This is a genomic window from Conexibacter sp. S30A1, from assembly GCF_023330665.1.
GTDB lineage: Bacteria > Actinomycetota > Thermoleophilia > Solirubrobacterales > Solirubrobacteraceae > Palsa-465.
The window spans coordinates 2,323,527-2,342,413 of the sequence record NZ_CP097127.1; the positions used below are offsets into that span (position 1 = coordinate 2,323,527).

The 18,887-nt window shown below is 64.1% G+C and carries 17 protein-coding genes; 16 read left to right on the forward strand and 1 reads right to left on the reverse strand.

Annotation, left to right across the window (positions count from 1 at the left end; translation table 11 throughout):
- Positions 1 to 83: 83 nt before the first annotated feature.
- The 5 genes from M3M54_RS11280 (at position 84) to M3M54_RS11300 (ending at position 6,180) form a co-directional block, all read left to right on the forward strand.
- The gene (locus M3M54_RS11280; protein WP_249019146.1) at positions 84 to 269 is read left to right on the forward strand and encodes a hypothetical protein; all 186 of its coding nucleotides are present in this window, start codon (positions 84 to 86) and stop codon (positions 267 to 269) included.
- 687 nt (positions 270 to 956) lie between these two features.
- The gene (locus tag M3M54_RS11285) at positions 957 to 1,190 is read left to right on the forward strand and encodes a helix-turn-helix domain-containing protein (protein ID WP_249019147.1); all 234 of its coding nucleotides are present in this window, start codon (positions 957 to 959) and stop codon (positions 1,188 to 1,190) included.
- Positions 1,187 to 2,719, forward strand: coding sequence for a type IV secretory system conjugative DNA transfer family protein (locus M3M54_RS11290; RefSeq protein ID WP_249019148.1), 1,533 nt, complete (start codon positions 1,187 to 1,189; stop codon positions 2,717 to 2,719). The genes M3M54_RS11285 and M3M54_RS11290 overlap by 4 nt, the downstream gene beginning before the upstream one ends.
- 109 nt (positions 2,720 to 2,828) lie before the next feature.
- Positions 2,829 to 5,549 carry a MobF family relaxase gene (gene mobF / locus M3M54_RS11295; RefSeq protein WP_249019149.1) on the forward strand — a complete coding sequence of 907 codons (2,721 nt, stop codon included), beginning with the start codon at positions 2,829 to 2,831 and terminating at the stop codon, positions 5,547 to 5,549.
- 262 nt (positions 5,550 to 5,811) lie between these two features.
- Entirely contained in the window at positions 5,812 to 6,180 is a 369-nt protein-coding gene (locus M3M54_RS11300; RefSeq protein ID WP_249019150.1) for a hypothetical protein, read from the forward strand.
- A 522-nt stretch (positions 6,181 to 6,702) separates the two neighbouring features.
- Here the strand turns inward: M3M54_RS11300 and M3M54_RS11305 are convergent.
- A complete protein-coding gene (locus M3M54_RS11305; protein WP_249019151.1) occupies positions 6,703 to 7,446 on the reverse strand; it encodes an SDR family NAD(P)-dependent oxidoreductase in 744 nt (247 codons plus the stop codon).
- 83 nt (positions 7,447 to 7,529) lie between these two features.
- Between M3M54_RS11305 and M3M54_RS11310 the strand changes: the two genes are divergently transcribed.
- From M3M54_RS11310 to M3M54_RS11355, 11 genes are all read left to right on the forward strand, one after another.
- Positions 7,530 to 7,979, forward strand: a complete 450-nt coding sequence (locus M3M54_RS11310) for a MaoC/PaaZ C-terminal domain-containing protein (RefSeq protein WP_249019152.1) — start codon at positions 7,530 to 7,532, stop codon at positions 7,977 to 7,979.
- On the forward strand, positions 7,976 to 9,139 hold the full coding sequence (locus M3M54_RS11315) for a CaiB/BaiF CoA-transferase family protein (protein WP_249019153.1): 1,164 nt from the start codon (positions 7,976 to 7,978) through the stop codon (positions 9,137 to 9,139). The genes M3M54_RS11310 and M3M54_RS11315 overlap by 4 nt, the downstream gene beginning before the upstream one ends.
- The gene (locus M3M54_RS11320) at positions 9,136 to 10,158 is read left to right on the forward strand and encodes a glycoside hydrolase family 88 protein (protein WP_249019154.1); all 1,023 of its coding nucleotides are present in this window, start codon (positions 9,136 to 9,138) and stop codon (positions 10,156 to 10,158) included. The genes M3M54_RS11315 and M3M54_RS11320 overlap by 4 nt, the downstream gene beginning before the upstream one ends.
- A gap of 39 nt (positions 10,159 to 10,197) precedes the next feature.
- On the forward strand, positions 10,198 to 11,010 hold the full coding sequence (locus M3M54_RS11325; RefSeq protein ID WP_256465772.1) for an IclR family transcriptional regulator: 813 nt from the start codon (positions 10,198 to 10,200) through the stop codon (positions 11,008 to 11,010).
- Positions 10,985 to 12,535 carry a sugar ABC transporter ATP-binding protein gene (locus tag M3M54_RS11330; RefSeq protein ID WP_249019156.1) on the forward strand — a complete coding sequence of 517 codons (1,551 nt, stop codon included), beginning with the start codon at positions 10,985 to 10,987 and terminating at the stop codon, positions 12,533 to 12,535. Before M3M54_RS11325 ends, M3M54_RS11330 begins: the two co-directional genes overlap by 26 nt.
- Positions 12,536 to 12,726: 191 nt before the next feature.
- Positions 12,727 to 13,545, forward strand: coding sequence for an ABC transporter permease (locus M3M54_RS11335; protein ID WP_249019157.1), 819 nt, complete (start codon positions 12,727 to 12,729; stop codon positions 13,543 to 13,545).
- 4 nt (positions 13,546 to 13,549) lie between these two features.
- Positions 13,550 to 14,623, forward strand: a complete 1,074-nt coding sequence (locus M3M54_RS11340) for an ABC transporter permease (RefSeq protein ID WP_249019158.1) — start codon at positions 13,550 to 13,552, stop codon at positions 14,621 to 14,623.
- A complete protein-coding gene (locus M3M54_RS11345) occupies positions 14,620 to 16,107 on the forward strand; it encodes an aldehyde dehydrogenase (NADP(+)) (RefSeq protein ID WP_249019159.1) in 1,488 nt (495 codons plus the stop codon). Before M3M54_RS11340 ends, M3M54_RS11345 begins: the two co-directional genes overlap by 4 nt.
- A 267-nt stretch (positions 16,108 to 16,374) precedes the next feature.
- Positions 16,375 to 17,130: a U32 family peptidase gene (locus M3M54_RS11350; RefSeq protein WP_249019160.1), complete on the forward strand. Its 756-nt coding sequence runs from the start codon at positions 16,375 to 16,377 to the stop codon at positions 17,128 to 17,130.
- Between the two features lie 543 nt (positions 17,131 to 17,673).
- Positions 17,674 to 18,039, forward strand: a complete 366-nt coding sequence (locus M3M54_RS16990; protein ID WP_371878665.1) for a sensory rhodopsin transducer — start codon at positions 17,674 to 17,676, stop codon at positions 18,037 to 18,039.
- On the forward strand, positions 18,036 to 18,830 hold the full coding sequence (locus M3M54_RS11355; RefSeq protein ID WP_249019161.1) for an MBL fold metallo-hydrolase: 795 nt from the start codon (positions 18,036 to 18,038) through the stop codon (positions 18,828 to 18,830). Before M3M54_RS16990 ends, M3M54_RS11355 begins: the two co-directional genes overlap by 4 nt.
- Positions 18,831 to 18,887: the final 57 nt, after the last annotated feature.

Below are 18,887 nucleotides of genomic sequence, written 5' to 3' on the forward strand. Positions count from 1 at the left end.
GTCGCTGAGCGCTGATGAGTGGTCGAGTGCGCGTTCCCGGTCGTCGAGGTCTTCCGCAGCGAACGGCTGGTCGAAGCCATGGCGTGCTCCCGGATCGCCTGAAAGTGGTCGGAGAAGCGCTGGAAGCTGCCCCGGTCCTCTGCGTTTTGCCGGATGTGCAGGTGCAGCGCGTCGAGAGTGTCAACGCCCAGGTGTGGATCAGCACCAGCATCTGGTCGTCGAAGCAGAGGATCGAATTGCAGCGGTGGGCGATGAGCTGTCGGGCCTGAATGCCCGGCGGTCCGTGGATCTGATCGAGGATCCGGCTGCTTGCCTTGATGTGTTGGCGGATTACCGGTTCTGGGGCGGGAGGTGGGTGGTGGCGGTTTCGTGGTCGGCCGACCAGCCGGGCTCGAGGGTGCGTTCAAGCTCGGCTTATAGACGGCTGCGGGTGAGGCGGCGGCGATCAGGATGCGGACCTGTGCCGCGTGCTCGGCGTGTTGGATCAGCAGTGCCCGCCAGTCAACCAGCCCGTCACGGCTGAGGCTCGCAGCCGGCGGCGTGTTCGGCTCAACATCGAAGACAGCGCGATCGGCGCTCAGCGGCCCGGGCTCTGGGTCCTGTAGATCTGGCCGGAGCTCGGGCTCGCTGAGACCGAGCGCTTTGGCGACCGTGATGCGGTGGCGGCGGTAGGGGGTGCGGTTGGTGCTGGGCCACCGCCGCGCGGTTTTGACGTTGACCTGCACGGCGTGGGCGAGGTCCTTGATCTGCATGTCGGTGGCTTTGATCGCGGTTGCCGGTAGATCGTTTGCGACCGGTCGTCTCCTCCGAAATGCCCGTGGTTACTGGCGATGAGTGTAAAGCCGTCCCAAGACGTCCCAAGACGTCCCAAGACGTCCGAAGTTGTCCCAAGACGTCTTTGAAGACGTCCCGAGATGTCCTTGAGACGTCCTTGCAGATCGCTCAGGGTGTCGTTTATGCATGTAACGCACTCACCCAACGGCACCCGGGCCAGCGCGGACCCGGATCGTGTGCCGCTCACCCGCGCGCGTGTGATGACCCCGACGGAGGTGGCGGAGCTTTTGCAGATGCCGCTCTCGACCGTCTACTACCTGGCCCGTAGTGGGCAGCTGCCGCACAGCCGTCTGGGGCGCAGCTACCGGTTTTTGCGTGACGAGATCGAGACGCTGTTGCGCGGTGAGCGGCGATGAGCGACTTTGGGCCCTCGCATCAGTCACCGCGCCAGCATCCAGGACGCGCGCTGGTGCTGACCGTGTTGGTGGCGGCACTGTTGTCACGCACCGCCTTTGATGTGCTGTTGCTGGTCGCGATCGCACGGCTGGGACTGTTTTTGTACCGGCGTGCTCCCCTGCCCGCGAGCGGCCGTGGTGGCAGGCCGGCTGGTAGCGGTGGCGGTGAGCGGCAGATCGAGCGGGCGCGTGCCGCGACGGCAAGCGGTTGTGTGTATCTCGGTGCTGGCCAGGACGGCAGCTGGCGGTTCTCAGCCCCGGAAAGGGCGGCGCTGGTGCTCGGCCCGCCGCGCTCAGGCAAAACCTCGGCGGTGATGATCCCGGCGCTTTTGGCGCACAACGGGCCGGCGGTCAGCACCTCAACAAAACCTGATGTGCTCAGGGCCAGCGGTCCGGCACGCTCGCTGCTTGGGCAGGTGTGGCAGTTTGATCCGACCGGCACAGCGATGCAGCTCGACGGGGTGCGCAGGCTGCGCTGGTCGCCGCTTCTGGCGGCAACCAGCTGGGATGGTGCGCTGCTGATGGCACGCGCGCTGGTCAGCGGCACCGGGGTTGGTGCCGGCACCAGCGATGTGACGCACTGGTCAAAGCGTGCGCAGGCGCTGCTTGCACCGATCTTGCATGCCGCCGTGCTCGGCGGGCGTGGCATGCGCACCGTGGTTGAGTGGGTCTCAGCACACGAGCTTGAGGAGCCGCTTTCGATCCTGCAGGTCACGGGTGCTACCAGCCTGGCGTCGAGCACGCTTGCGGGGCTCGCGCAAACAGACGGGCGGGAGCGCGCGTCGATCTTCTCCGCCGCCGCTGATGCGCTTGACGCCTACAGCGCCACCGCGGCCCTTGAGGCCACAGACCACCCGGACTTTGATCCGTGGCGGTTTGTGCAGTCCCGCGACACGCTCTACATTCACGCACCCGCCGATCAGCAGCACCTCGCCGCCCCACTGGTGTGCGGGCTGCTTGCGGACATCAGACGCGCGAGCTATGAGGCGCACCGCTGCGGCCGGCTGACGGGCCGGGTGCTGTTCGCGCTGGATGAGCTTGCGAACATCGCACCGATCACAGAGCTGCCAGCGATCGCCTCAGAGGGCGGCGGGCAGGGTTTGCTGCTGCTCGGCGCGCTGCAGGACCTCTCCCAGGCCCGCGGGCGGTGGGGTGAGGCAGCCGACGGGTTTTTGACGCTGTTTGGCAGCAAGCTGATCCTCGGCGGGATCGCCGACACCAAAACCCTGGAGTCGGTGTCGGTGATGCTCGGCGAATACGACCGTCGGCTGATCACCGAAAACCACGGGCACACCCCGGGTGTGTGGGGCACACGGCAAGGGCACAGCGTGAGCACGCAACGCACCCGGGTGCTGTCGCCCGGCGAGGTTGCAAGCGTCCCCGCCGGGTGTGCGCTTCATCTGCAGGGCGCAAGCTGGGAGCTGATCAACCTCACCCCCGCGTTTGCCAGCGAGCCGTGGCGCACAATGACCGCGGGGACGCTCCGGTGAGCGGTTTTTGCTGGGACGTCCTGGGACGGCTTGGGACGTCTGCACCCTGTGCGTATAGTCTGGGACTGGGGGTTGATGACGCCGCGTCAGGGACCCTTGGGAGGTCCTGGTGCTGACCGTCGCGAAGGTCACAGCACGGGTCGCGGCACGGTATGCGAGCTACCTCGAGGGCAAGACCGCGCCCGGTGAGCTGGGTGACTACTACCTCAAAGACGGCGAACGGGTCGAGGCACCAGGACGCTGGGTTGCTGGCGCAAACGCGGTCGGCTGTGACCCGGCCGAGCGGGTTGCTGGCGGGCAGCTGCGTGCCCTGATGGCGGTCAAACACCCGGTCACCGGTGTGGCGCTGCGTCGTGTCGGAGCAAGCGGTCAGGCGGTCGCCGCGATCGACGCGACGTTCTCAGCACCCAAATCGGTCAGCGCCATCTGGGCGCTAGCCGACCCGCAGCTGCGCGCGAGCATCGAGGCGGCGCACGAGCTGGCGATTGACCGCGCGATCGCCTACGCCACCGAACAGGTTGCGATGATCCGCCAGCGCGTTGACGCCGCTCATGTTGAGCACATCAAAGCCACCGGTGTGGTGGCAAGCAGCTGGCGGCACACAACCGCCCGTGCCGTGAACGGGCATGCCCCGGACCCGCAGCTTCACTCCCATGTGCTGCTTCACGCCGCGGTGCGCGGTGACGGGCGGCTGGTCGCGATCGACTCAAAAGCCTGGTTTGTTCACCGCCGTGAGCTTGGTGGCGCCTACCGCACCGAGCTCGCCCATGAGCTCACAAAGCTCGGCTACCAGATCGAGCGTGGCACCGGGCGCGGTGGCCGCTACTTCGAGATCCACGGTGTCCCACGATCACTGATCGAACGGTGGTCAAGCCGAACCCAACAGGTGCAGGAAGCGATCAAACAGCGCCTGACCCGCCGGCGAGCCGAACTGCTCGTGACAGTCGCCGGTGGCGGCAGTCAGGCAGCCCAGGCCAAACAGACCCTTGAGGTGATGGAGCGCTGGGGGCGCCTGCAACCGGCCGAGGACCGGTTGCTGCGCGTCAGCACCCGTGCAAGCAAACAACCACGAACACTCAAGGACCTTGACCGGGCCTGGCGCGTGACCGGACAGCAGCACAACTTCACCGCCGAGACGGTCAGGACCATACGCCCGCAAACAATGACGGCAGTTGATGCGCCAACGGTCGGGCGGGCACTGACAGAGTTTCAGGCGACGTTCACCGACCGGGAGGCCAGAGCGGTCGCGCTTGAGCGCTCAGCCGGCACCACGATCCGGGAGGCGCTCACCGTGCTCGATCAGCTTCACGCGACCGGTGAGCTTGTCCAGCTCGCTGACGGGCGTCTCAGCACCCGGGCACAACGCCAGATCGAGCATGCAACCATCCATGACGCCCGGCAGCTTGCCGTAAGCGCCGCCACCCCGATCCCCGCACAATCAGTTAGCGCGGCCGCCGCCACGGTCAACAGCCGGCTCGCAAAGGCTGGTGGCGCTCTCTCCAACGAGCAGCGCCACGCACTTGAGCTTGCCTGCTCGCAGGCAAGGCTTGTGGTGATCGAAGGGCAGGCAGGGACAGGCAAAAGCACGGTGCTTCAGGCGGTCGCGCTCGCGCACCAGCACGCCAGCCGTGAGCTGCTGGTGACAAGCACCGCCGCGCTCGCCGCACAACGACTCGCACACGACCTGGTTGAGGTTGGTGTTGATGCGCGCGCCTACTCAACCGCCGCGCTGGCGCACGCCTTACAAGACGGGCAGCTCGAGCTCTCAACCGTCACCACGATCATCCATGATGAGGCCGCGCTTGCCTCCACCGCCGAGCAACACCACCTGATCGACGCGGCCAGGCAAAGCGGCGCGCAGCTGATCCTCGTAGGTGACCCGCAACAGAACCGGCCCGTCGGCGCCGGTGGCCTGTGGAGCATGATCGAGCACCCAGCACAAACCGTCGGCGCGCACGTGCGCCTGACCACGAACCTGCGTGCCCGCGACCCGGCCGATCAGACAGACCAGCAGTCCTTCCGTGCCGGCAGGCACCACGACGCGCTACGCGGCTACCAAAGCCGTGGGCGTCTGCATCTCGCAGGCGAGCAGCGCACAACCGAAGACCAGGCGCTTGAGGCCGCACACAACGACCGGGCCGCTGGGCGTCACACACTGGTGATCACCCAAACCTCAAACGAGCACCTCGACCAGCTAAACGCCCGCGCCCAGGCGATCAGGGCACACGCCGGGGAGCTCGGCACCCGGGCGATCAAGCTCGCCGACAAGCCCTACCGGCTGCATGAAGGCGACGAGATCCAGCTGCGCCACAGCATCCACCACCCCACCCACGGACAGCTTGCCAACGGCACCAGCGCCACCATCCGTCACATCGCCCCCGATCAGACGGCGCTGCTCAAGCTCGCAGACGGACGGCAGGTCACGCTCACCCAACAACAGCTCCAGAAAGCCGACGCGCGACTCGGGTACGTGCAGCACCCCTTCCCCGCCCAGGGCGCCACGACCGACACCACACACGTGATCGTCGCCGAGCACGCCACCCGCCAAGGCACCTATGTCGCCATCACCCGCGCACGGCAGCAAACACACATCTACGCAACCCTCGAACCCGACACGAGAGAGGAGCCGCTCAGCCTGCTCAGCGAGATCCTCGCACGCGACGAGCCCGAGCGCCCAGCGATCACAGTGCCACTCGCCCGCGCACCCGAACCACCGATCACCCAACCCCGCGAACGCGAGGCGACCGACCGCCCTGCACGCGAGCTGGAGCACGTGATCGAGCCGGTGATCGAGCCGGTGATCGAACATGACCTCGGCTGGGAGATCTGATGCCCCGCGACCGGACGCACGGACCCGCTCCGCGCGCGCGGAAACCTCACCGAGCGAAGCGAGGTCCCAAGCGACCGACTCCGCGCGCGTGAAACGGCCGTTACGAGAACCGGCCGGCAGCGACACCCACCCTGCCCTTCCAGGCAAACAGCCTCACCCGCCAGCAGAGCCCCTCGCCTGCCAGCCCGCGACCAGCGCGAACGCTCGCCACCTGGTCGCGCGGTGCCGTACGCTTGCGCCAACACCGTTCTTGAGAGACCTAGTGGCCGACCACGACACCCAAGACGACCAGCCTGAAGCCGGCGAAGGCACGGGCGAACAAGCTGGCACGAGCTGGAGTGAGACCCGGGACCAGAACCCAGTCAACGAGCGCGACGCCGCCGCCTACCAACGGCTCATGGAAGCCGAAGCACGCCTATACGAGTGGTGGCAGCAACGACAACCCGCCACAACCCACATCACAGAACTCCTCGCCAGCCCCAGCGAAGACACCAACCACCTCTGGCTCGCCGCGCTCGGCAAAAAGGTCGCCGCAATGGGCGGACATCTCAAGCTCACCGCCGTGTTCGGCAACGAGACCGTCACACTCCTACGCGAGCCGGGGCCCGGAAACCCTGGACCCGCTTCCTGACCCCGGACCCCGAGCGGCTGGTACGCCCCCGATTCACAGGTGGTGGCCGCCTGGGCCAGGCCTCGCGAGCCTCGCCGAACTCCCTGTCCGGACACCCCGGTCACCGGCACGCCCGGACCGGATCGCGGCCGCAAGAGCCACGGCAACAAGCCGCGTGTCAACGGCATCAGGCACGCAGTGGGGGGCTCCATCATCGTCTGGATGTCGGCGTAGCCCACCCGCTCCTGAGCACGGCGAACGTCGGGTTTCGCGATCATCCGGGTTCCGAAGGTGTGCCTCAGGTCGTGGAGACGAGGGTTTGCAGGTTGGCGCGCCTGAGCGTAGCCCTGTAGCGAACTCGAAGCGCTGAGTCCGACAGGTGCTCCCTCCTTCGGGGTCAGCGGTCGGTACGTGAGCACCGCCGACTTCGACCCGATGCCGTGTTATCTCTCTTTTCACGGCCCGAGGCGGCTCTCGACCGGCGGCACGAACACGGAGACGGTAAACCTCTCACAAGCACCGTTGCGGGCTCGAAGGCCGAGATCACCTGAAGTCGAACCCCACAGATAGGCCTGCGTCCACGACAGCCATAGCCCCGGTCATCGCCGAGGCTTGGTCGGACAGCAGGAACGCAATCAAGTTGGACACATCTGTTGGATCCAGCAACCTGCCCATGGGTTGGCGCGCCACACGCGCCGCCAACCAGCTGTCGGGATCCTCCGCGCTGTGGAGATGGTGGCGAAAGAACGGAGTGTCGGTGACGCCTGGGCAGACGCAGTTAGCTCGGATACCGTCGCGCGCGTAGTCGAGGGCCACGGCGCGCGTCAGCTGCAGCAATGCGCCCTTGGATGCACAGTACGCGGCGAAAGCCTGCTCGGCCATGAACGCGTCGACGCTCGCGACCGTCACGATCGCTCCGAAGCCCATCTCGCGCATGCCCGGCAGGCATGCGCGGATGCCGTGGTAGGCGCCCACCACGTTGGTCTCGAACACGTCGTTCCACTGTTGCGGTGTGGTGTCGAGGATGGTGCCGACTACATGACGGGCGGCGCTGAGCACCAACCCTGAAGGCGTACCGCCGAATTTGCTTCGCGTGGTTTGTACCGCTTGTGACCAGGTTTCCGGCGAGCCGACGTCACCCTTGATCCATGCAACGCGGTCCGCATCTGCATCCAGCGGGCTGTCGGCCACGTCGATCCCCAGCACCGCGTGTCCGTCGGTTCGAAGTCTGTCAACCGTTGCTGCTCCTATGCCCGATGCGGCTCCGGTTACGACGGTGATGTTCATTTGTTCTCCCTCCATTGCCGAGAAGCAGTATGCTCACATCCGACCCATCGGGCAAGTATCCGGGATTTCAGATAAGGAGAGCGATGCCTGGCTGGACATGCTGTGAACGGTATTTTGAGGATTACTCCGTCGGTGAGCGGTTTGCAGGCCCGCGCAAGACTGTTGATCAGGCGGATGTCTCCGCTTTTGCCGGGCTAACGTGGGATTTTCACCCGGCTCACACCGACGAGTCGTTCGCCACCGAGCGTTATGGCGGTCGTATCGCTCATGGGATGCTGACGTTCTCGATTGTGACCGGCCTGACGGTCGAATACAACCTATTGGCGATCTCCTATGGGTATGAGAAGGTTCGCTTCCCGCACCCCGTGCGCCCTGGCGACACGATCGCAGCCGCTGCGGAGGTCAAGGCGAAGCGTGAACACCGCCGTCCTGACATCGGTCTGGTCGTCAAGCACTACACGGGGACCAACCAAGATGACGCAATCGTGTTCGTCTGCGAACACATCCTCGCCGTTCAGCGCCGTGGCTCATGAGCGGGTTCCTCGACCAATACAGGGGTGAGGGCCCCCTGCGAGACGTTACGATCGTCGACTTCTCGCAGATGATGATGGGCCCACTCGCCACTCAACTGATGGCCGATCTAGGTGCTCTAGTGATCAAGGTGGAACGTCCAACCATCGGCGAATGGGAGCGTTCCTACCTGCCCCGCGGCACGCGCCATGCCGGGGAATCGCCCTATTTCCTGGCGATGAATCGCAACAAGCTGTCGTTTGCTGCCGACCTGAAGCGACCCCAGGACCTGGCGCATGTGCGCGACCTCTTAGCACGGAGCGACGCTCTGGTGCATAACTATCGGCCTGGCGTGATGGCACGACTCGGACTCGGATATCAGGACGTGCGCCAGCTAAACGCAGCAATCGTGTACGCCGAAGGCTCTGGATTTGGTTCGGTGGGTCCGCTGGTCGAGCGTCCCGGGCAGGACCTTCTAGTTCAGGCTATGAGTGGCCTTGCAGCCAACAACGGGCCGGAGGGATCGGCGCCTGTGCCAACGGCTACGCCCGTCTGTGATGCGTCCGCTGGCTTTCTGCTCGCATTCAACGTATGCGCCGCTTTGCTCGACGCTCGCATGACCGGAGTGGGCCGCAGGGTCGAGGTCAGCCTGCTCTCTGCTGCTTTGACTATGCAGTGCCAGGAGGCCTTCGTGGCGATGAACACCTCGCTCCGCTTTGGGCGCAGTGGCACTGGCGTCGCGGCCCCCTGGAGTGAGGCACCATACGGGCTCTACCAAGCTGCAGATGGGTGGGTGGCCATTGCGATGACGCCACGACAGAAGTTGGTGGACGCTCTCGGCGCTCCGGGCGACTGGCTCAGACTGACCGACGAGGAGTACTTCGCAGCGCGCGACGTGGTCAATGCATGGGTGGCAGAGCGTGTGCGCAACGAGCCGACGACTGGGTTGCTGGAGATGCTCGCAGGCGCCGACATCTGGGCAGCTCCGGTACTCACACTTGAGGAGATCCTCGAGCATGAACAGGTGTCAGCGGCCGGGCTCGTCCAGACCATCCCCATGCCCGATGGTTCGACTGCCCGCGCCGTCGGCTTCGCCGGATCTGGGACCGGCATGGGCAGCCTGGCGAGACTTCCGCCACCAAGAGTCGGGCAACACACCGAGGAGGTCCTGGAGGCGCTATGACTGAGGCTGCGCCCGCCGCGAGCCTCGAGACCCTGTATCGCGCGCTGGCTCAGCGGACGCTGCGCTGGCGGTTCGGCCAGTGGTATTGGGGGGACGCGATTGCGGTAGACGGGTTGATTACAGCCGAGCGCCATGGCCTGGTCGACTTGAGCGACACACTAGCCGACATCGAACGCTGGGCGCGCTCAGCACCCGTGTCGTTCGATGATGCGCTGGCGCCTTTCCGGGCGCTGTCCCAGCTCGCTCGGACTGAGCGTATTGAACCGGTGGCGATCGAGCGCGCGGCTTTGGCACTGGAGCGCCTTCCGCGCACCCCCGAGGGGATTCCGTTGCTGCGTCCGCATGTGCCGGAGTGGCGACACCTGGTGTGGGTAGACTCGCTCTACCACCTTCCAGTTGGCTTAGCCATGCTGCCGCCGCGCCCGGCACGCGAACGAGAGAACGACGCGCTCGCAGTCGCGCTGGAGACGATCCATGTACTCGATCTGCCTCTAGGGATCGCGCACTGTTACGAGTCCGGCCGCATGCTCTCCAACCGGATTGCGTGGACCCGAGGAATCGGCTGGGCCCTGCTGGGTGCACTGGATCTGATCGCGGAGCTGGGCTCCGCGCGAACCGCCCCGCTTCTGGATGTGACCAAACGCTGGATACGTCAGCTTGCCGAGCACCAGCGTGAAGACGGGCATTGGCGGACCGTGCTTGGTGACGCCTCTGCGGAGCCGGAGTCTTCAACTGCTGCCTTTTTTGTCGCTGCTGCGCTTCACGAATGTACGCCAGCCGAAACGGTCGACAGCGCGACGCTGCAGCGCGCGATCGACGCCGTAGTCGGCTCGATCGATCGTCACGGCGTGTTCGTCGGCGTGAGCGCCGACACGCACGCAGCGTGGTGTATCGACAACTATCGCAATCCGCCGCTGCGTCCATCCCCGTGGGGGCAAGGGGCCGCACTCAGGGCGCTGGACGCGGTCGTGCGACGTCGTGGCTGGGACGGGCTTGACGAACCAGCCCATCTCAAGTAAGTTTGGCTATCTCAGACAGCCGTCTGGTCAATCAGAAATATGAGAATAGTTCCCGCTCTTGACCGTGGCCTCCAGATTTTGGAGGAGGTAGCAAACTCAGGCGAAGGCCTCACCGTGTCGACCTTGGCCCAGAGGCTCACGATTCCGCGAAGCGCAGCTTATGAGCTAGTTCACACGCTAGCGGAACGGGACATGCTTGAGCAGCGTCCCGGTGGCCATCTGGCCCTTGGGATTCGTGTGTTCGCGTTGGGAAGCGCGTTCCTGAGTTCTGTGGATCTGGTGCACGAGGCGCAGGATGTCGCTTACGAGATAATGATCGAGACCAATGAAACCGTCCAAGTTGGGCGGCTAGACGGTGCCGACGTGCTCTATCTGGCCAAGGTTGAGTCACGCCAGATGATAAGGCTAGTGTCAGCTGTCGGACGGCGAGTACCGGCACATTGCACCGCTTTGGGAAAGATGATGCTCTCGCTGCTCGAACGAGACGTGCGAGCCGAGCTGATTGGCGAGCATCCCATCGCCCTGACGAACCGCTCCATCACAGACCTGCTCGCCCTGGAAGCCGAGCTCACCGCCACCGCAGAGCGTGGTTGGGCCATGGAGATTGCTGAGTCCAACCCGCAGGTTGGCTGCGTGGCCGCACCGATCTGGGATAGCGGCAACTCTAATGTCGCGGCGATGAGCATCTCGGTGCCGCTCGCCAGGTTCGGGGAGGACGACCAGGAGCGCTTACGTCAGGTTGTGATTACTGGCGCCAACCGCCTATCGAGCCGGCTAGGCCACGTCGCCAAGCACGACGAACAGACAGATTCGGCAGGACGACGCGATGACAGGCCCCGTGTCTCCGTCTGACACCGCGCTAGAGCCGCTCGTCTCCGGCAACGCGCTGTGCAAGTCGTTTTCGGGAACGGAAGTTTTACACTCAGTAACTGTCGCATTCTGCGCCCGGCAGGTCCATGCAATCTGTGGTGAGAACGGGGCCGGCAAGTCAACGCTTCTCAAAATCATCTCCGGAGTGCACCGCCCCGACTCCGGCTCGATCGTCACCCAGGGACGAAAGCACGCAGGCCTGACCGTCCACGAGGCGCGCAAGCACGGAATCGTTGCGGTGCTGCAGGACCCGACCTTGATCCCGACGCTGAGCATCGCTGAGAATTTCTTCCTCGGCTCGCTCCCCGGCCGCGCGATCGTCAGGAGAAGGGAGATGACGCGCAGTGCCCAGGAGGCCCTGGACCGGTATGGTCTCCCACTCGACGCTAGCGAGCTGGTTGCACAGCTCACGCTCGGCAAACGCCGTCTGCTCGAGATTGTGCGAGCGAGCGAGCAACACCCGCGTCTAGTGATCCTTGACGAGCCAACGGCGTCGCTAAGCGACTCGGAGGTCCGGATGCTGGCGGGCGTCATAGGCAAACTCAAACAGGAGTCGGCTGCCATCGCATATGTCAGTCATCGCCTGAGAGAAGTCCTCGAGTTCAGCGACGTGATCACCGTCCTGCGGGACGGGACGCGGGTCGCGACGGAACCGGCAGCCACGCTCGATGAGAACGGTCTCGCGTCGTTGATGATCGGCTCGGCAGTGTCGCGCGTGACTCACCGGCAAGAGTCGACTCGACGGCGCAACGACCCACGCGCGCGTGGCCTGACGGGCCGCGCCATACACCTCGGTGCCTCGACGGCACCGTTTGATTTGGACCTCCCCGTCGGAGAAGTCATTGGGTTCTATGGGCTCGTCGGGAGTGGTCGCAGCTCGCTCGCTCGCAGCCTCGTGGGCCTGGGTCCATTACCAGGAGGCGAGATTACGCTCAATGGCTCCGCGTACCGTCCCACAAGCCCGAGCCACGCCGCCCGGCTCGGCGTAATGTATTGCCCGGAGGACCGCAAGGGAGGTGGCCTCTTCTTTCGATCCTCCATAAATGAGAACGTCAGCCTCATCACGCTGCGGTCGTACACCAACCGCGCTGACATCATCTCGGTCCGACGCGAGCGCCAAGCGGTCATCGAGGTATGCCGCTCGGTGAAACTTAGGCCTCTGAATATCGACGCCAAGCCCTCGCAACTTAGTGGCGGGAATCAGCAGAAGGTACTGCTGGCTAGATACTTCGCGGCCACGCCCGACGTGCTGATCCTCGATGAGCCCACTGTCGGCGTAGACATAGGAGCACGGCGCGACATCCATGAAATGATTGCCGCAAAAGGTGCCACCGGCGGGGCGGTCGTTCTCATCTCCTCTGACCCCGAAGAAGTGCTGGATCTCTGCCAGCATGTGTATGTCTTTCGTGACGCTACAGTTGTCGCTGAGTTCGCGGGCTCTCGTCTCACGCGCGATGCACTGACGGCAGCCGCACTGGTATCCCCGGAAGGGCCCCCAGTGCCATGAGTCCGGTCCAGCTAGCCTCCAAGCGTAACCGGGAGTCCCAGCCGACCGAGAACGGTCTGCCACGGTCGGGGCGCAACCCGGCCGGGGCGTTTGCGCTCCGACATCGCGAGAGCGCCCGAGTACTTGCCCTCGTGCTTCTTATTGCTGTGGGCGCTGCTATCAGACCCGGATATCTGACAGAGCATTCAATGGTGTCGGTACTCCTGCCGGCCGCTCCGCTAGCCGCGCTTGCCACGGCCGAAGCATTTGTGATGATACGAGGCAAGTTCGTGGATCTCTCAGTCGGCGTGACGGCAAGCGCGGCCGCAGTGCTCGCAGTATCGGTTTCACCGCACGGCACGATTCCGGCCGTGCTCGCAGCCCTTGCTGTCGGTGCCACCATCGGACTCGCGAACGGGATCGGCGTCGGAGTATTTCGTGGCAACCCCATTATCGTGACGCTGGGCATGAGCTCGGTAGTTGGTGCTATCACGCTTGCTGCTAGCGGTGGCTCCAGCAGTACCCTCAGTCCGGGCATGCTCAACAACTTCGGCACCGCCTCGCTCGCTGGCATCCCCGAAGTCGTGCTCGCCGTAGCGCTGATTCTAATCGTGACAGCCTGGTGGTTTGCTGTCTCGCGTTGGGGGCGGATGATGCGTCTAGCCGGCGACAGTGAACTTGGGTTTCGCGTTTCGGGCGGCCGACCGGTAGCGGGAACCATCGTAGCGTTTGTGCTCGCTGGTCTGTTCAGCGCGGTCGCGGGCATCCTGCTGGCAAGCTACGTGCAGACACTTGACTTCACTATCGCCGCTAACGACACGCTTCCTGCAATCGCAGGAGCCGTGATCGGCGGCGTAAGTCTGTTTGGCGGTGAGGGCTCACCGTGGCGTGCTGGTTTCGGCGCAGTTCTATTTGGGTTTCTCACAAGCGTGCTGCTGCTTGCCGGGCTCTCGCCCTATCAGGAGGAGATCGTTGAAGGTGTCCTCGTGGTAACGATCGTGTACTTGACAGAGAAGCTGCTGGGGCGTTGAGGTTATGACAACAGTCAAGCGTGCCCGAGCGCGGGAGTACACACGTATTGCTGGCCTGGCGCGCACAGGGCGAGCGGCCATCAACGCACGTGGCTATCTGATTCTCGTTACTTTGTACCTGATCGCAGGCTTGCTGTCCTCGTCAATGTTCCAAGCAGGCACAATCCGCGCCATAGCCGCAAATGGCGTGCCTCTTGTGCTCGTCGCAACCGGGGAAGCTGCGGTGCTGCTAATCGGAGAACTCGACCTGTCTGTAGGTGCGGTTACCGCGCTCAGCGGCGTGTTTGTCATCGTACTTCTTAATCATGATGTGGCACCCACGGTGGCTATCGGCCTCGCGGTCAGTGCTGGTCTCGCGGCCGGCATCGTCAACGGACTATGTGTGGCACTTTTGCGAGTATCGTCGTTCATCGTCACGCTAGGTACAAGCCTAGTCTTCTACGGCATAGCCTTGGTCGGCGCCAATGGCGTCCAGGTTCCCGTGTCGCGATTCGGGCCGACGACCTGGCTCGGGACGTCCTTCGCACAGATCTTTACACCGACTGTCGTGATCGGCTTAGTGGTTGTGACAGTCGTCGCGGTTGCAGTGGGGTCATCGCCATGGGGAAGGCAGTTATACGCGATAGGCGGTGATCGAGAGAGCGCTGAGCGTTGGGGACTGCCAGTGAAAACCAGAGTGATCTCGGTGTTTGCCCTGGCTGGAGCGATGGCTGCCCTCGGAGGAGTGCTGTCAGCGCTCGCCCTGGGTACCGGCGATCCGACTGTGGGTAGCCAGACGTTGCTCACGGCCATAGCTGGAGCAGTCATCGGCGGAGTGGGAGCAAAGCCGGGCGAGGGCCGGATCGGGTCGGCGGCGTGTGGGGCACTGGCTCTGGTCGTGCTTACGTTCCTACTCAACGAAGAGAACGTCGGCGCTTCTGCGCAGCAGGCAGTAGTCGGTGTCGTGGTGGTGGCAGTCGGCCTTGGGCGACTCGACCCGGCCGTCAGCCGGCACCTCGCGGCCAAGCGTGATGCGCTTATGAAGCGTCACGTTCCATCCCACGGGCCGATGCCATCGGCGGAGGATGGGGGCTCATGAGTCAGCCAGTGGCGGACAGGAACGGGGATGCACTCGAAGAGACACTGTCGCGAACGGCGGCTGCGTCTCTAAGCTGGGGAAGCACTAGCCCTGACTTCCGTGCTAGCGCGCTCGAGCTGGTCGCTGCCGGTCTTGAGGGCGCCCGCGACGAGCTCGTTCCACTCGCCGCGCGCGAGACGCATCTTTCAACAGATAGGCTGGCTGGTGAGCTGACTCGCACCACGTTCCAACTGCGAGCTTTCGCGGGGGCGCTCCGCGGGCGTTCGTTTGGGGACACGGTCATCGATCACGCTGACCCAGACTGGCCATCCGGGCCACGACCCGACCTGCGCGTGACGACAGTTGCGCTCGGGCCGGTTCTAGTTTTTGCAGGCGGCAACTTTCCGTTCGCGTTCAGCACGGCTGGAGGCGACACCGCTTCTGCACTCGCCGCGGGCTGCGCAGTGATGGTCAAGGCCCATCCGGGGCACCCAGAACTGTCCAGCGCTGTTGGCACGATCCTCGGACGTTGCCTACTGGATGCCGGCGCCCCGCACGGGACATTCGCGCAGATCTTCGCGGAGGCCGAGGCTCGTGACGTGCTGGCCGACGCGCGAATTGCCGCTGGCGCGTTCACCGGGTCGTTGGACGGTGGCCGTGCCCTCTTTGACATTGCGGCTGCTAGGTCTGATCCAATCCCGTTCTACGCAGAGATGGGTAGCGTCAACCCGGTCTTCGTTACCCCCGGAGCGGTCGCCGCTCGCCGGACGGCCATCGTCAACGGCTTCCTCACGTCGATGATGCTCGGAGCTGGCCAGTTCTGCACTAAGCCTGGCGTGCTGTTCGTACCGCAGGAGAGCCTACTCGAGCACGAGCTCGTTGATGCCCTCGTTGTCCAAAGCGCTCAGGCGATGCTGAGCGAGCAGATCGCCGCCCGTTACCGCTTGATGCTTGGGACGCTGGGCCGCCACAAGGCTCTACGCTGGCTGGCCCACGGTAAGAGTGAAGGTCTCATGTCCGCGCCCAGTATTCTCACCACAACCACCACCGAGCTCCTTCGCGATCCAGCTAGGCTGCTGCTGGAGTGCTTCGGACCCGCCGCGCTAGTTGTCACGTACGACACCGCTGAGGAACTCCTCCACGTAGCACAGGTTCTACCCGGCCAACTGACGGCCACGATACACGGCGAGACCGATGAGCTTATCGCAGCGCAGCTGATTCAACTGCTCGCGCGGCGCGTTGGGCGAATTGTCTGGAACGGCTGGCCAACTGGGGTGTCTGTCACTCACGCAATGCAGCACGGTGGCCCCTACCCGGCCACCACGGCCTCGCTCCACACCTCGGTCGGCTCAGCAGCGATCAAGCGCTTCCTGCGCCCTGTCTGCTACCAAGGCGTTCCTGACGCGCTTCTTCCGCACGAATTGCAGGAAACAAACCCCAACGGCATCCCGCGATGGGTCGATGGGAGCTTACGCATCCCGTTGCCGACGCCTCAGCCACGCTAGGAGGGAACCATGACAGTCGACAGTACGACCCGGAGACCGACGCTCGATGCCTTGACTCGTGACCTAGGTAATGGGCCAGACACGGTAGCCACATACGGTGAGTTTGGGCCCCAGTCTCTGCCTACTTCGCCGCTGAGGTTCCCCGACGGGGCCGCCTTCAGGGTTGAGATCCCAAGTGTGGAAGGGCCCGAGTGTCTTGACGCCGCATTGGCTGAGGCACAGCGTCTTCAGGTCCCTGTGCGCAGATTGTCACAAGGTAGCGGCGTGATGCTCCAGACCGACGCTGAGCTGGATCGGATGGCGGCACGCGCGGCGGACGTTGGTGTCGAAGTGAGCCTCTTTGCGCGTCCATGCGCTGCGTGGGGAATCTCAGCGGCCAGCCTCGCTCCCCTGGGCGCCGTTTTCGGTTCTGCGGCACGCGGGTCCGAGCAGCTCATCGCAGTTCTCGAGGACATCCAGCGAGCTGCCGATCATGGAATCCGCAGCGTACTGGTCTCTGACCTCGGGGTTCTCGCGTCGTTCGGTCGCATGCGGGCACGAGGCGAGCTACCCGGTGACATGCAGGCTAAGGTGTCCGTGATGCTCCCGGTCGCCAACCCCGCCAGCGCCGAAGTCCTAGTCGGGCTGGGTGCCGACACATTGAATCTACAGACTGACCTCTCGCTCGCTCAAATCGCATCGATTCGCTCGGTTGTTGACGTCCCACTCGACATCTACGTGGAGGCTCCTGACAGCATCGGCGGGTTTCTACGCTACGAAGAACTCGCTGCGCTCGTTCGGGTGGCAGCTCCCGTCTACCTCAAATTCGGACTGCGCAACGCACCTGAGGTCTATCCGTCCGGAAGCCATTTGGACAATGTCACTGTGGCATTGACACGTGAACGGGTTCGGCGTGCAAGGATTGGCTTGGAGCGCATGGCCCGCGCTGGCATGGATCTGACAACCTCTGAGCCGGGCGCGTCGGGGTTAGCAGTACCCCAGCCGAGGCCGAGGCGCACCAAGAGCGCCACCGTTCCCATCTGACGCCGGAAGCCCGTCAGCCTCATACATAAGCAGATAGTGCAGCTGGTGGTCGCACTTGTTTGCGCGGTCGGGTCTGGTCCCAATAGCGTAAACCTAAGCGCTGAGCATAAGGATTGAGTCTTTGACCGGCCTGGAAGGCTTGGGCTGGTTGAGGTGCGCGGGTCGCTTGACTGGCAAGGTGCTCATCTTGCGTTTGATGACCCGTGGGTTTTGGCGCAGCCAGCGTGGCGGGAGCGGCTGCGCAAGGATGTCAGGGATCGAGACATGATCGGTCAGTCGAGAGTCCGGAGGAGCGTTGCGCTGGCCGGCGCGTGGCATACCAGCACCATAAAACCACCGACCGCACACTAACTTTACGGTCTTTGGTCTAGGCAACGTGTTGTGGGCGAGACCCCAGCCGTCAGGCGCCGACGATTAACCGGTCCGTAACAGTGAAGTGCACCTACAGGACTTGACGGGGCCACCCGGAAGTACTAGTGTTTTCATGGTCAGATGGCTGTCTGGGGGGCCAGACACAATATGGCTATAGAACCAAACCAAGAAATGCGATGGATCATCCCTGACGGTTGGATGCCGACGGGCAGTTCTGCGGGCATCGACGCACACGAGGCCGTGTGCGTTGTCAACCTCGCGACTCACGACGCACAGCTAACATTCACGTTCCTCTTCGAGGACCGGGAACCCGACGTGGTCGATGGGCTCATCTGCGGGGCGCGACGGAGCCGACACTTTCGGCTGGATTGGCCCCATGAGCTAGGTGGGTATCGGTTGGCCGCTGAAACTCCCTATTCGCTGCTCGTGGAAAGCGATTCGCCGATTAGCGTGCAGCACACGCGCGTGGACACGCGTGCCGGAGGGATCGCGCTCATGACCACGATGGCCGGGGCCTTACATCGGATGACACTATGACGTGGAGCGTCGACGTACTGCACTATGCGACTGGGCTAGTCCCTGGAGCGCAGGTCAGATGGCTGACCGGCTTCGACCAGTGGCAGGTATTTCACTTTAACGCCTTCCTGCTGCGGCAAGATGGCCAGAACGTCCTTGTGGACTGCGGGATCGACGATCTCGACGTCTTCAATACCGTGCTTCGCTCAACTTTGGGCGAGCGCGGGCTGCTGCACCCAGCGGGCCCGGGTGTCTCAATTCGGTCCCTGCTTGCCGAGCGGGGCTTGGAGCCACGCGACATTGACGTCGTGGCCCTGACTCACCTGCACATCGATCACGTCGCCAACGCACAGATGTTCCGGAATGCCACTTTTCTCATGTCTAGAGTGGGCTACGAGCGTCACGCAGACCTCGAACGACGCTTACCGGAGATGGTCCCGGAAGCGGTGTTCCCGTCGGGAGCGATTGGCTTCCTGCGCGAGAAGCCGGGCCGACTAGAGCTTGTCGACGACGGTCCTACGGCGCTGGCGGGCATCAGCGCAAAGCATGTCGGCGGACACACCGCCGACTGCACCGCCTTCATCGTCGATGGCGATATCGGCAAGGTGATCTTCCCAAGCGATACGGCCTGGACGGCGCTTAACATCGCCGAGCGGCATCCTCCGGGATCTGTCGTCAACGTCGCGGAGTGCTACGAGGCGTTCAGGTGGCTGAACGCCACCAAAGGGATTGTCCTTCCGCCGCACGACGCACAGCTTTCTGACCTCTTATCGCGGAAGGCCGACGAACCTCGAACCAACGAGGAGGTGTAAACCTGCCCGAACTTGCCTGCAAGCATACATACTCGCATTGATGAACCACACAACGGG